The organism is Parapedobacter sp. 2B3, from assembly GCF_041925275.1.
GTDB lineage: Bacteria > Bacteroidota > Bacteroidia > Sphingobacteriales > Sphingobacteriaceae > Parapedobacter > Parapedobacter pyrenivorans_A.
The window spans coordinates 492,370-504,668 of record NZ_JBHEUZ010000001.1 but is presented as its reverse complement, the minus strand read 5'-3'; the positions used below and the strand labels follow the sequence as shown (position 1 = coordinate 504,668).

The following is a 12,299-nucleotide window of genomic DNA, read 5'->3' as shown; positions in this document are numbered from 1 at the left end:
AAAGCTTTGAAATACTGAAAATTTTCCTTTTTTTTGACCTAGTTACACTATCATTGAGAGGAGAGCTATTATAGGAAATACGACTACAAGAAAGAGATTACTTATTTGTTGAAAATAGTAAAAGCGGGAGTAGCGTATTATGAAGCTTGAACAACGAACGGACCAGGAGCTCATTCGTCTTTACGTGGCTGGTGAAGAGACAGGGCTCGAGATTTTGATAGACCGATATAAGACCAAACTATATACATCCATCTATTTGCTGGTAAAGGATGAAAGTTTAGCGGAGGATATTTTCCAGGATACCTTTATTAAGGTAATCAATACGCTGAGGAGCGGTCGTTATAACGAAGAGGGCAAGTTCCTTCCGTGGGTAATGCGTATTGCGCATAACCTGGTGATTGACCACTACAGGAGGGAGCGGCGCACGCCCGTGGTGGTAAACAGCGATGGTTTTGATATTTTCGATGTGCTCCAGTTTGCCGACGAAAGTGCGGAAACAAAGATGGTGCGCGAGCAGACCCACCGCGACCTAAGGCGCATGATACAGCGCCTCCCTGACGACCAGAAAGAAGTACTTATCATGCGCCACTATGGCGATATGAGCTTCAAGGAGATTGCTGTGGTCACGGAGGTCAGTATCAATACCGCACTGGGTAGGATGCGTTATGCCCTCAATAACCTACGCAAGATGATGTATGGCGACGAAGCCGCACTGCGGGCCGGTTAGCGGTGCTTTGTGTGGTTTCAGGCAAATAGTTTTCCCTGCGTAAAGGCGGGTGATATGCCCAAGAACTCAAATTTCTGAACGGTAGCGTAGGAGTGTGTACCCACGCGCCGCCGTAACAGCGTCATGTTCCGTGCGCGGAATTGGCCGCTATAATCCGTGCGGTTCCAAACAGGCCATATCGCTGCGTTTTGCGGCGGTGTCAGTTTCCTGGCAATCGTGATATGGGGTTTGGTTACGAACCGTGCGGTATGTCCTTTCACGCCGTTTACCAGTGGCCGCAGGGTGCGCCGATGCGTAGCGACCAGCTGGAGGATGGGGACGGCGGACTTGACATCCACGAACAAGGTGTGCCCGAAACTGCCGAACCCCTCCAGTTCCACCTCAAACGGGTTGACCGTGGATGCAATCCGTTGGAGTTCCCTGACAATGTGCTTTTCGTAGCTATCGTATTGGATAAACCGTATCAATGTAAGATGGCTTTTCGAAACAATCGCATTTGAGTAGCGATGGCTGTTAATGAAATACTGCTTGAAAGCCCGCAATTGTTTCTGGACAAGACCGTTGGGCTCGATGATGAGCAGGTACTCGTACAGATAAAGGCCATACGGCTGGAAATGTACTGTATCCATAATTTCTAATATTTTTAGTAAAAATACAAATAATTTTAGATATCCCAAATACATGCATATTATTTTGCTAAAAAACTTAACAATTTTTAGGAGGTAGGGCGATGTCTCACCAATTGGAAAACACGTGTTTTCGTGGATTGCTTTTTCTGTTGGATGCGATTACCTTTGGAAGGTTGAAGATGGTGTATGAAACGGTTTATTGTTTTTTTGACCGCGGGGGCCTGGTTTGTACAGGCAATGGCCCAGCAAGGCGAATACACAGGTAGGAGTGCTTACGCGGATAGCTTGAAGCAACTCATGGAGCGGTCGCCGAATGACAGCGTGAGAATAGAGCGCTTGCTCGAGCTAAGTTTCTATTGGAGCGACCGCGATACGTCCCAGGCGTTCGGTTACATCGAGGAGGCGGAGAAAGTGATGGGCACGAATCCTACCGATTATTACCGGGGTTTGCTATGGCACCACCGGGCAAATGTGATCTATGCCCATGATATGGAGCAGGCCAAGCACTACTACCTGCAGGCTGCACACTTACTGAACAGGTATTCGTTTCGGCAAGCCTATGTATACCAGGCCCGTGCGTGGAACAATTACGGCACATTGCTACAGGCGCAGGATAGTGCCGCACAATACTTGGACGTTATCATCGATAAGGCACTCCCTCTTTCCCGTATGGCAGGCGATAGTAGTGCGGTAAGCCAGCATCTCCAGAATATCGGACTGATACTTGCCAACCTGCATGACTTTGAATCGGCATCTCCTTATTATAGACAGGCCATGCATACGCTCTCGAAATTTGCGCAGGCATATGAAAATAAGCTGACGGTATTTGTGAACGCCGCAAAAAATGAGATGAATATCGGCGATATAAACCAGGCTAAAATTTATCTGGATAGCGCAGAAATACAATTGAGGGCCGTACCCCATTCGACGTATGCACCCTATTACTACCGCACAGCCGGTGTGTACCTCCGGAAGATAAAAGACAAGGACGGGGCATTGGCCAATTTCTACCGCGGGATAGCGATCGCAGAAGATCTGTTGGACGATCACTCGCAACGCGATCTTTATTTTGAAATATATGCCACTTACAGGGATTGGAAGGACTATGTGAATGCCAAGAAGTATTTAAACATCGCGAATACCCACGGGCTCAACACCATCGCACATAACCAACTGTTGCATACCCGCGAAATGGCTTATACCGAATATCACCTTGGTAATTATAAGGCAGCATTTGAGCGGATGAGAGACTACGCGTTGGCGACCGATTCATTGCAGGAGAGCGAAACAGCGTTGAAAATACTCGATCTTGAAAAGAAATTCCAGTCGGTAGAACAGGAAAATGAAATCCTGAAATTGCAGGATGCCAACCGCAGGCAGCAATCGGCAATCGACAGAAACCGGCTGTGGATCATGCTACTCGTGGCAAGCCTGACCATTGCGCTGACCATCGCTTATTTTTCTTGGAAGCTGGCAAGCGGCAACCGCCGGGCGCTGGGCCAACAGGAAAGGCTGCACGTGGAAGAACTGCGCAACCTTAAACAGCAGGAGCAGCTCCGGCAATTCGACTCCATCCTCCAAGGGCAGGAGGAGGAGAGAAGCCGGATTTCGCGCGACCTCCATGATGGCCTCGGCGGTTTGTTGGCGGGCGTGAAGTTGCGCCTCTCGGCCGTGGCCACAAAAGGGGGCGGGCAGGCGTCGGTAACAAGCCAGGAGATGCAAGCGGTGATGCTCGAGCTGGACCGTTCGGTAGACGAACTACGGCGGGTGGCCCGGAACTTGATGCCCGAGTCACTGCTGTATATGGGATTGACCCCGGCGTTGGCTGATTTATGCGAATACATGGATACCCCAACCACGTCGGTCAAATTCCATGGGTTCTACTTGCGTAGCACTTACCCACAGCCCATCCTTATCGGTGTGTACCGGATTGTGCAGGAACTGCTCAATAACGCCATTAAACACGCGGATGCCGACCAAATTATCGTACAGTGCAGTGAAAATGAACATTCCCTTTCGCTGACCGTTGAAGATGACGGCTGCGGATTTGGTCTGCAGGAAGCGGGCAAGAAGGGGTTGGGGCTGAAGAATGTGGAAAATAGAGTGGCGTTGCTGTACGGCACGGTGGAGATGGATAGCCATCCCGGCAGGGGAACCACCGTAAACATTGAAATACCGATTTAATATGGATAGTAAGGTGTTGGATATCATCGTTATTGACGATCACCCGGTAGTGCTGCAGGGGTTTTCATTCATGTTGCAAGGTATTCCGGGAATCCGGCTGGTGGGAACCTTTACGGATGCAGATGCCGGGTTGGCCTACATCGGGCAGGAAGCGGTGGATATTGTGCTGCTGGATATCAATATGCCCGGAAAAAACGGGATCGATGCCTGTTCGGAAATACAACGGCGAAACCCGGCGTGCAGGGTAATCGCTATCAGCAATATCAATGAACATAGCATTATCCAGCGCATGCTACAGGCCGGGGCATCGGGGTATCTCCTGAAAAATGCTGACAGGGACGAAGTGGTGGATGCCATCCACCAGGTAGTATCGGGTGGGACAGGGCTTAGCAAGAACGTACGGGAGATCATAGATAGTGTAAGATCGGGAGACTTCCCGGTGATTACGCGCCGCGAAAAGGAGGTGCTGCATTGGCTGGCGCAGGGGTTGAGCTCCGCAGAAATCGGTGAGAAAATTTTCATTAGCCCGCTCACGGTGGAGAGCCACAGACGCAACCTCCTTCAAAAGTTCAAGGCAACCAATGTGGCTGCACTCATCCACGACGCGATGGAGATGAAGTATATATAAGGCAAAACTCCTCCCTTCAAATCCATCCTTGGCGTATGGCTTTGCCTACCAGTTCGCTGGTATTGGCAAGCCCTTTCTTATGCAACATGTTTTTTCGGTGCCGATCGACCGTTTCTTTGCTGATGCCCAGTGTCGAAGCGATTTCTTTGCTCAACATGCCTTCCGCAAGCAATTTCAACACTTGGCGTTCTCTGTATGTGATATTGTCCTTTTTAGGCAGCAGGTTTCTGTTTTTCAGTGGTACATCGATGTAGGACGGCATCCCGTTCATCCCGATAAAGGAAAGTGTGGGCGCACCACCCTCTTTCAGGTAGTTGATGTCGGTATAGGTGCCGAAGGTCCTTAAAATGCGTCCAAGGCCGTCGTGCTCTATAATGATGGCCTGGTACAAAATCCGGCAGTAACTTCCATCCTTTTTCTGGTACCGGATGTCATACCTCATTTTGAAATCCAGGAATTTCTCAAAGGTCATTTCAGCGATGAAATTGTATAGCGTTTCCCCAATCCTCAAAAAAAAGGCCGGTCCTCCGGGTGTATGATGCTAATGGCAAAAGGGATGGTAAACTCGTCAGGTTCGTAGCCCAACACACTACGCACCTCCTTGCTTACAAATTCGAAGTCCATCGTATGATGGTTCATGGTGAAGTAAAACGACTCGCCGGCAAGAAAGAAATCGGTTAGCTTTTTGAATGCATCCGCCTCCAATATCCATGCGTCCGGTGCATGCGGGCTGTCGAACTTTTTTAACAGACCGGCCATCTCGTTTTTAAAGGAACGCAATTCCATGGTGTTGACTATTATGCTTCTAACGTGCAGTAGGGGTAATGGGTGGTGCTCCGTTACCGTAAAATAAAGTTACGACAAAATGCGGGAATGTATAACGCCTGCGATACATTTTTTGTAACCATAAATGGGTATTTTTTAACGAGTACAGAGTACATAATTTAGTTTGGTATTTACGCTAACTCAAACGATGAAACGATTATTGGGTGTGTACTGTCGTCATTAACGTTTTAAAACATGGAAAAGATAGTAGTTGTTCTCGCATTCATTTTTCTCTGCCAGCTACCAGCAGAAGCACAGGTCTTGGATCCCAAAGAGAAAGCCAAACGGGCGGCCGAAGACCGGGTAAACGGCCGGGTGGATCAGGGGATTAACAAAGGATTGGATAAAATTGAAGAAGGCATTGGTGGGCTGTTTAAAAAGAAAGATAAACAGAAAAAGAAGGAGGGCAATGAGCAGGAGATGGGGCCCCGCAATGCTCAAACTGCCGGTTTTTCTGACTTTATACCCGGCAACAACACCATTTTTGCTGACGATTTCAGCCAAGATGAACTGATGGATTTCCCGGCAAAATGGAACAGCACCGGTAGCGGGCGTGTGGTAGAATTGGATGGCGTACCGGGCCGGTGGTTGGAAATAAAGCACAATACCTATGTAAACCCGGTAATGGATGGCACGCTTCCCGAAAACTGCACCATTGAATTTGATCTGTTTTTAAAGGAGGAGGGTGAAAGGCGGATTCCTCAACTGTTTTTCGGACTTACGGAAGTGCGGGATATCGTAAGGGAGGACATTTACTACAAAGAAAAATTCTACACCAAGATAGATGGATACAATGCTGCAAATAGTAAAGCGGTAGAGTACGGGATAAATTTCCCACCCTTAGGGAACAAAAATGATTTTCCACTTACCAGATACAGCAACCGGGTGCTGAGGGTTAGCATAGCCTGCAACAAAACAAGGATCCGCGTATATCTCGACCAAACAAAAATCGTGGACCTCCCCCGCATAGTGACCCCCAATATGCGAAACAACGTGTACTTCCAAAATGGAGAGCTGGTTCCTGCTTCAGAAGTGGGGATGTATATTGGCAATATCCGCATAGCTTCGGGCGATGTGGATGCGCGCAGCCTTTTGGTAAAGCAGTTGATGGACGACGGGAAGGCCGTGACCAATGATATTTTGTTTGATGTAGGCAGGGATGTGATCAAGCCGGCATCTTTTGATATTCTGAAACAGATAGGCGATGCATTGGTAGCTAACCCTTCTTTGAAAATTAAGATTATAGGGCATACGGATAGCGATGGCGGCGACGCAGATAACCTGAAATTATCACAGGACAGGGCAGCTTCTGTAAAATTATACATCACCGAGAACTTTCCCGTGGTTGGTTCGCGGATGCAAACTGACGGCATGGGCGAAGGTAAGCCCGTAGCGGCAAACGACAGTCCGGCAGGCAAAGCCAAAAACAGAAGGGTTGAGTTTCTACGGCTATAGTGCCTAATCAGGCGAATGGGGCATAAACGAAAAAAGGGTACCGATGAGTACCCTTTTTCTTTAAAACTGGCGGTCCGGACGGGACTCGAACCCGCGACCCCATGCGTGACAGGCATGTATTCTAACCAGCTGAACTACCGAACCAGATTTTCATTATTTCAAAGTATCCGTTTAAAGTCCGGACGGGACTCGAACCCGTCTCGCCTAAAGCGAGATGACAGGCATGTATTCTAACTAGTTGGCTCGTTTGAAATAAGACCGAACCTGTTTCCCTTTCGGGAATGCAAATATAGCGTGTTTTCTCTATTTGCAAACAAAAATTTTAAAATAATTATGCGGTTGCACCCTCTTTCATTTTCTCTGCGTTTTCGGCAAACTGGAGGGCATCGATAATCTCTTGAATATCACCATCCATCACCGCTGGCAGGTTGTACATGGTAAGCCCGATGCGGTGCTCGGTAACGCGGCCCTGCGGGTAATTGTACGTCCGTATTTTGGCCGATCGGTCGCCCGTGGAGACCATAGTTTTCCGTTTTGCGGCGATATCGCCGTGTTTTTTCTGTACTTCCAACTCGTAAAGCTTGGATCGCAGCATCTCCATGGCCAACTCGCGGTTGGCCAGTTGGGAGCGTTCTACTTGGCATACCACCACGATGCCGGTCGGCTTATGGGTGAGTTGTACCTTGGTTTCCACTTTGTTTACGTTCTGACCACCGGCCCCGCCAGAGCGGGACGTTTGCATCTCGATATCACCGGGATTTATTTCCACGTCTACTTCTTCCGCCTCGGGCAGCACGGCTACGGATGCTGCCGATGTGTGTACCCTGCCTTGGGTTTCGGTGTCAGGAACGCGCTGTACCCGGTGCACACCCGATTCGTACTTCAGCTGGCCGTAGACATCTTCTCCGGTTACCTTCAGGATGACCTCCTTATAACCGCCCGCAGTACCTTCCGTTACATCCATCACTTCGGCACGCCAGCCTTTCTCTTCGAAGAAGCGGCTGTACATCCGGTACAGGTCGCCTGCAAAAAGAGCGGCTTCATCACCGCCGGTGCCGCCACGTATTTCGAGGATGGCATTCTTGGAGTCTTCCGGGTCCTTAGGAATGAGCATCAGGCGTATTTCTTCTTCCTTGGCTTCCTTCTGTTCCAATAGGATATCCAGCTCTTCTTTGGCCATCTCGCGCAGCTCCTGGTCTTTTTCGTTGGCTAGAATCCCCTTGTTGGTGTCTATATTGCTCACCATATTCTTGTAAATATGGTACTGTTCCACGATTTTACCCAGCTCTTTGTATTCTCTGTTGAGCTGGGCGTAACGCTTCATGTCATTGATCGCTTCGGGACTGCTCAATTCACCTTCTACCTCTTCCCAACGATCTTTTATGGCTTTTAATTTCTCTAACATAACAATCTATCTGTGATTTTGCCGATCTGTTTTTCGCGCAGCAACACAAGTCAGTAAACTGAGGGCAAAAGTACGTTTTTTTATGGTGTTACGGTCGGTAAATTGAACGACGTTCCTCAATGGGTTGCGACAACCTTGAGGCCGATGATGGAACCGATAAGCGTGGTGATGAAGACCAATCGCCATAGGGTAGCGGGCTCATTGAAGAAAATAATGCCCATCAACACGGTCCCTACCGCTCCGATGCCGGTCCATACGGCATAGGCGGTTCCCAACGGCAGCGTTTGCGTAGCCTTAATCAGCAAGATCATGCTTACCGTTAAACACACCGCAAAACTACCGTACCATAGGTATGAGGTCATGCCCGTGGTTTCTTTTGCTTTGCCCAAGCTTGTGGTAAAGCCAACCTCAAAGAGACCGGCGATGATTAAAATAACCCAATTCATATTATTCCGCTCCTTGTTATAATATCAATGGTGCAAATATCCGTATTTAATGGGACTATCTTTTTTACAAATGATAAAAACTACCTGACTTCCGCGCGGATGCGGCTTAGGGTTACCTGGCTAATGCCAAGGTACGACGCAATGTGGCCTAGTTGTACACGTTGGAGCAATTGTGGTTGTGTTTGTATAAGCTCGCGGTAACGTTCCGATGCCGTATTGAAAAGCTTGGACATTAAGCGCTCTTCGGTCTTGATCAACTCGAGTTCGGCTAATCGGCGACCCCAGTTGGCGATGTGGATATCAGACGCATACAGCTTATTGATGTCATTGGTCCTTAGCTGGAGCAGCCTGCTGGGTTCCAGCAACTCGATGTTTTCATAACCGGGCTGATTTTCGATATAACTTTTTAGCGAAATCAATACGTCTCCTTCACTGTTAAAGCAAAGCGTAGCCGCATTGCCGTCGCGGTAGTAATAAACACGAGCGATACCCTGGACCATGAAATAGATATCGCGTTCGAGTTTACCAGCGCCGAGCACTAAATGACCTTTTGGCAAATCAATGATCCGCACGATACCAGTGAGTTTCGCAAGCGAATCTCGGGGGATAGCAAGCGAGCGGGCGAGGATGGCCTCCATCGTTGCTGGTGCCACCGATCCGTTTGAAATTACACCGGCCATGTCTTTAACTCCAGCTTTTCACCATCAAACACGGCGTAGGTGTTGTAATTTATCCATTCGCCCAGATTGATATACCTACTTTCCATGGGGAGCTCGAGATCGATCGGGAGGTGGCGGTGGCCAAAGATGAAATAATCGTAATGGCGCTGTGTAAGGAGCTCCTTGGCGTATACCACCAACCATTCCTTGGCTTCGCCTTGAAACTTTTCCTGCCCCCCCGAGGCAATGCGGCTACTGGCCGACCATCGTTGGGCAATGCCGATCCCCAGGTTGGGATGCAACCGCGCAAACAGCCACTGGCAGAACCGGCTACGGAATATCTTTTTCAGCACTTTATACGTACGATCGCCCGGGCCCAGCCCGTCGCCATGGTGCAGATAGAACGTTTTGCCGTTGCGCTCTATCACCAACTCGTTGTCGATGATGGTTGCGCCGAGTTCGCTTTGCAAGTAACCGAACATCCACATATCGTGGTTGCCCTTGAAAAGGGTGATCTTCACCCCCCCGTCGGCCAATTCAGCCAACTTACCCAAAAAACGGAGATAACCCTTCGGTACCACCGTGGCGTATTCAAACCAGAAGTCGAAGACATCGCCCATCAGGTAAAGCTCGGCTGCGTCGGCTTTGATATGGTCGAGCCAACCGACGATACGTGCTTCCCGCTCCCGCGTGGCGGAGCGGGGATGTGCCCCTAGGTGGAAATCGGAAGCAAAATAAACCTTATCACGTATCGCCATGCGGGCAAACTTAGATAAAATTCCTTTAATTTGTGGCAATTTTCGCCGCTGTTGGAAACTGTTCAGCTGCGAAAAATCAAGAAATTCTTACTAGCTTTGCATTGGTCAAAACCCAAAGACCATTGCACCATGAATAGAAATTTTAAACTGATTGTATTGGCTACATTCGTTACCGCTTGTCAAAACCAGAAGGTTATCCAACCTGCAGAAGAAATCTCCCTGCTGCCCTACCCGGCAACAGAAAAAGGAGACATAACCGACGACTACTTCGGTACTTTGGTGCCCGATCCGTACCGTTGGCTTGAAAACGATACGGCGGCCGACACCAAAGCATGGGTAGACGAGGAAAACAAGGTGACCAACGCCTACCTGGAACAGATCCCTTTCCGTGATGCGATTTATAAGCGATTGGAGAAGCTATGGGATTATGAAAAGTTCTCGGCACCGTTTGAAGAAGGCGATTATACGTATTTCTATAAGAACGATGGTTTGCAGAACCAGAGCGTGCTATACCGCCAAAAAGGAGCGGATGGCGATGTGGAGGTTTTCCTCGATCCCAATAGTTTTTCGGAAGATGGCACCACTTCCTTGGCCGGCATCGCGTTTTCACGCGATGGAAGCCTGGTCGCGTACCAGCTATCGGAAGGCGGTTCGGATTGGCGTAAGGTGGTGGTAATCCGTGCCGAAGACAAATCCGCGGTGGGAGACACCCTGGTAGACGTGAAATTCAGCGGATTGGCATGGCGTGGTAATGAAGGTTTTTATTACAGCAGCTATGATAAGCCCGTAGAAGGTAGTACGCTTTCAGGCATCACTGACCAACATAAGCTCTTTTTCCATCAACTCGATACCCCCCAAAGCGAAGACACGCTCGTCTTCGGCGGTCCAAGCACCCCCCGCAGGTATATCGGCGGATACCTCACCGAAGACGAACGGTTTCTCGTCATCACGGCGGCCAATGCCACCAGCGGCGGTGAGCTGTACATCCAGGATTTATCCAAGTCAGGCAGCCCGATTATAAATGTGGTCGATAACTTTGAGAAGGATCACAGTATCATCGACAACGACGGTGGCAAACTGTTTATATATACCAACCTGGATGCACCAAACGGAAAAATCGTCACGGTCGACGCCAGTAGCCCAACGCCCGAAAATTGGACTGACCTGATCCCTGAGACCGAAAATGTGCTTAACCCCGGTACCGGTGGCGGTAAGATTTTTGCCAATTACCTCAAAGATGCTACTTCTTTGGTACAGCAATTTGACCGTAATGGGAAGTTGGAACGCACGGTCGAACTGCCCGATGTGGGTTCGGCAGGGGGCTTTGGCGCGAAAGCGGAGGACAAGGAATTGTATTATTCGTTTACATCCTATGTATACCCACCTACTATTTTCAAATACGATATAGTCACCGGAAAATCTGACCTGTATAAGGCGTCGGGTGTGGATTTCGATCCGAGGAAATATGAATCTAAGCAAGTGTTTTATACTTCCAAAGATGGTACGAAGGTACCGATGATCATCACCCATAAAAAGGGGCTGGTACTTGATGGAAGCAATCCGACGCTACTTTACGGCTATGGTGGGTTCAACATCAGCCTTACGCCTTCATTCAGTACGTCCAATATCGTCCTGCTTGAGCAAGGGGGGGTATATGCCGTGGCGAACCTCCGGGGAGGAGGGGAGTACGGCGAGAAGTGGCACCTGGCAGGCACCAAGCTCCACAAACAAAATGTATTTGATGATTTCATTGCCGCTGCCGAGTACCTCATTGAGGAGGGGTATACAGCTCCTGAAAAATTGGGTATTGCGGGTGGCTCCAACGGTGGCCTGCTGGTGGGCGCAGCTATGACACAGCGGCCCGAGTTATTCAAAGTGGCGCTACCCGCCGTTGGCGTATTGGACATGCTGCGATACCATAAGTTTACGGCCGGCGCAGGTTGGGCTTATGACTACGGTACCGCAGCCGATGATCCCGAGATGTTCAACTACCTGCACACGTACTCGCCCTATCATGCCTTGGAGGCTGGCACGGCATACCCGGCCACGATGGTTACCACGGCCGACCATGATGACCGTGTTGTACCCGCGCACTCGTTTAAGTTTGCAGCGCGTTTGCAGGAATACCATACCGGACCCAACCCGGTACTCATCCGTATTGAAACCAAGGCCGGTCACGGCGCAGGCAAGCCCACCGCCATGGTCATCGCCGAGCAGGCTGATAAATGGGCGTTCCTTTTCCAGAATACCGGGACGGCCTATACCGAATGACGATCGTTAACACTAAATGCAATTGACATGGAAATCAAACGGGACGACAACGGCAAAAAGGGACAATTCAGTGCTTGGGTAAACGAAGAAGAAGCCGGCCTGATGACATATACCTGGGCAGGTGACCATAAGTTTATCATTGACCATACCGAGGTAAACCCCGAATTTTCGGGTCAGGGCGTCGGAAAAAAACTGGTGATGGCTGCCGTGGAATTTGCCCGCGAAAGGGGCCTTAAGATTTTGCCGCTGTGCCCGTACGCGAAAAGTGTTTTCGAGCGCACGCCAGCTATACGGGACGTGTTGTTTTAGTGG

At 49.5% G+C, this 12,299-nt stretch carries 13 protein-coding genes and 1 tRNA gene; 6 read left to right on the top strand and 8 right to left on the bottom strand.

Annotated elements, in window-relative coordinates; all coding sequences use genetic code 11:
* The first annotated feature begins 139 nt into the window (after positions 1-139).
* Entirely contained in the window at positions 140-727 is a 588-nt protein-coding gene (locus ACEVG1_RS02045) for an RNA polymerase sigma factor (RefSeq protein WP_374741883.1), read from the top strand.
* 17 nt (positions 728-744) lie between these two features.
* Here the strand turns inward: ACEVG1_RS02045 and ACEVG1_RS02040 are convergent, their stop codons facing one another.
* Entirely contained in the window at positions 745-1,356 is a 612-nt protein-coding gene (locus ACEVG1_RS02040) for a 2'-5' RNA ligase family protein (protein WP_374741882.1), read from the bottom strand.
* Between the two features lie 186 nt (positions 1,357-1,542).
* Between ACEVG1_RS02040 and ACEVG1_RS02035 the strand changes: the two genes are divergently transcribed.
* Both ACEVG1_RS02035 and ACEVG1_RS02030 read left to right on the top strand, forming a co-directional pair.
* A complete protein-coding gene (locus ACEVG1_RS02035; RefSeq protein ID WP_374741881.1) occupies positions 1,543-3,540 on the top strand; it encodes an ATP-binding protein in 1,998 nt (665 codons plus the stop codon).
* A 1-nt stretch (position 3,541) separates the two neighbouring features.
* Positions 3,542-4,168: a response regulator gene (locus tag ACEVG1_RS02030; protein ID WP_374741880.1), complete on the top strand. Its 627-nt coding sequence runs from the start codon at positions 3,542-3,544 to the stop codon at positions 4,166-4,168.
* A gap of 16 nt (positions 4,169-4,184) precedes the next feature.
* Here ACEVG1_RS02030 and ACEVG1_RS02025 read toward each other — a convergent pair whose 3' ends face one another.
* Positions 4,185-4,640, bottom strand: coding sequence for a LuxR C-terminal-related transcriptional regulator (locus ACEVG1_RS02025; protein WP_374741879.1), 456 nt, complete (start codon positions 4,638-4,640; stop codon positions 4,185-4,187).
* A gap of 35 nt (positions 4,641-4,675) precedes the next feature.
* Positions 4,676-4,954 (bottom strand): hypothetical protein, encoded by a 279-nt coding sequence (locus tag ACEVG1_RS02020; protein ID WP_374741878.1) that lies wholly within the window; start codon positions 4,952-4,954, stop codon positions 4,676-4,678.
* 234 nt (positions 4,955-5,188) lie between these two features.
* On the opposite strand from ACEVG1_RS02020, the gene ACEVG1_RS02015 reads away from it, so the two are divergent.
* Complete coding sequence (locus tag ACEVG1_RS02015) at positions 5,189-6,448, top strand: OmpA family protein (RefSeq protein WP_374741877.1); 1,260 nt, start codon at positions 5,189-5,191, stop codon at positions 6,446-6,448.
* 67 nt (positions 6,449-6,515) lie between these two features.
* Here ACEVG1_RS02015 and ACEVG1_RS02010 read toward each other — a convergent pair.
* The 5 genes from ACEVG1_RS02010 to ACEVG1_RS01990 form a co-directional block, all read right to left on the bottom strand.
* Positions 6,516-6,592: transfer RNA gene (locus ACEVG1_RS02010), tRNA-Asp, on the bottom strand.
* Positions 6,593-6,779: 187 nt separating this feature from the next.
* A complete protein-coding gene (gene prfA / locus ACEVG1_RS02005) occupies positions 6,780-7,853 on the bottom strand; it encodes a peptide chain release factor 1 (protein WP_374741876.1) in 1,074 nt (357 codons plus the stop codon).
* A gap of 116 nt (positions 7,854-7,969) precedes the next feature.
* On the bottom strand, positions 7,970-8,299 hold the full coding sequence (locus ACEVG1_RS02000; protein WP_374741875.1) for a multidrug efflux SMR transporter: 330 nt from the start codon (positions 8,297-8,299) through the stop codon (positions 7,970-7,972).
* 80 nt (positions 8,300-8,379) lie between these two features.
* Positions 8,380-8,979: a Crp/Fnr family transcriptional regulator gene (locus ACEVG1_RS01995; RefSeq protein ID WP_374741874.1), complete on the bottom strand. Its 600-nt coding sequence runs from the start codon at positions 8,977-8,979 to the stop codon at positions 8,380-8,382.
* On the bottom strand, positions 8,967-9,716 hold the full coding sequence (locus tag ACEVG1_RS01990; protein WP_374741873.1) for a UDP-2,3-diacylglucosamine diphosphatase: 750 nt from the start codon (positions 9,714-9,716) through the stop codon (positions 8,967-8,969). Before ACEVG1_RS01990 ends, ACEVG1_RS01995 begins: the two co-directional genes overlap by 13 nt.
* A 129-nt stretch (positions 9,717-9,845) precedes the next feature.
* On the opposite strand from ACEVG1_RS01990, the gene ACEVG1_RS01985 reads away from it, so the two are divergent.
* Positions 9,846-11,987 carry a prolyl oligopeptidase family protein gene (locus ACEVG1_RS01985; RefSeq protein ID WP_374741872.1) on the top strand — a complete coding sequence of 714 codons (2,142 nt, stop codon included), beginning with the start codon at positions 9,846-9,848 and terminating at the stop codon, positions 11,985-11,987.
* A 27-nt stretch (positions 11,988-12,014) separates the two neighbouring features.
* On the top strand, positions 12,015-12,296 hold the full coding sequence (locus ACEVG1_RS01980) for a GNAT family N-acetyltransferase (protein WP_374741871.1): 282 nt from the start codon (positions 12,015-12,017) through the stop codon (positions 12,294-12,296).
* Positions 12,297-12,299 lie beyond the last annotated feature (3 nt).

What these genes read in the sequence shown, in the direction of transcription:
- ACEVG1_RS02045 (WP_374741883.1), top strand. Translation starts at nt 140, where the DNA reads ATGAAGCTTGAACAACGAACGGACCAGGAGCTCATTCGTCTTTACGTG.
- ACEVG1_RS02040 (WP_374741882.1), bottom strand. Translation starts at nt 1,356, where the DNA reads ATGGATACAGTACATTTCCAGCCGTATGGCCTTTATCTGTACGAGTAC.
- ACEVG1_RS02035 (WP_374741881.1), top strand. Translation starts at nt 1,543, where the DNA reads ATGAAACGGTTTATTGTTTTTTTGACCGCGGGGGCCTGGTTTGTACAG.
- ACEVG1_RS02030 (WP_374741880.1), top strand. Translation starts at nt 3,542, where the DNA reads ATGGATAGTAAGGTGTTGGATATCATCGTTATTGACGATCACCCGGTA.
- ACEVG1_RS02025 (WP_374741879.1), bottom strand. Translation starts at nt 4,640, where the DNA reads ATGACCTTTGAGAAATTCCTGGATTTCAAAATGAGGTATGACATCCGG.
- ACEVG1_RS02020 (WP_374741878.1), bottom strand. Translation starts at nt 4,954, where the DNA reads ATGGAATTGCGTTCCTTTAAAAACGAGATGGCCGGTCTGTTAAAAAAG.
- ACEVG1_RS02015 (WP_374741877.1), top strand. Translation starts at nt 5,189, where the DNA reads ATGGAAAAGATAGTAGTTGTTCTCGCATTCATTTTTCTCTGCCAGCTA.
- prfA (WP_374741876.1), bottom strand. Translation starts at nt 7,853, where the DNA reads ATGTTAGAGAAATTAAAAGCCATAAAAGATCGTTGGGAAGAGGTAGAA.
- ACEVG1_RS02000 (WP_374741875.1), bottom strand. Translation starts at nt 8,299, where the DNA reads ATGAATTGGGTTATTTTAATCATCGCCGGTCTCTTTGAGGTTGGCTTT.
- ACEVG1_RS01995 (WP_374741874.1), bottom strand. Translation starts at nt 8,979, where the DNA reads ATGGCCGGTGTAATTTCAAACGGATCGGTGGCACCAGCAACGATGGAG.
- ACEVG1_RS01990 (WP_374741873.1), bottom strand. Translation starts at nt 9,716, where the DNA reads ATGGCGATACGTGATAAGGTTTATTTTGCTTCCGATTTCCACCTAGGG.
- ACEVG1_RS01985 (WP_374741872.1), top strand. Translation starts at nt 9,846, where the DNA reads ATGAATAGAAATTTTAAACTGATTGTATTGGCTACATTCGTTACCGCT.
- ACEVG1_RS01980 (WP_374741871.1), top strand. Translation starts at nt 12,015, where the DNA reads ATGGAAATCAAACGGGACGACAACGGCAAAAAGGGACAATTCAGTGCT.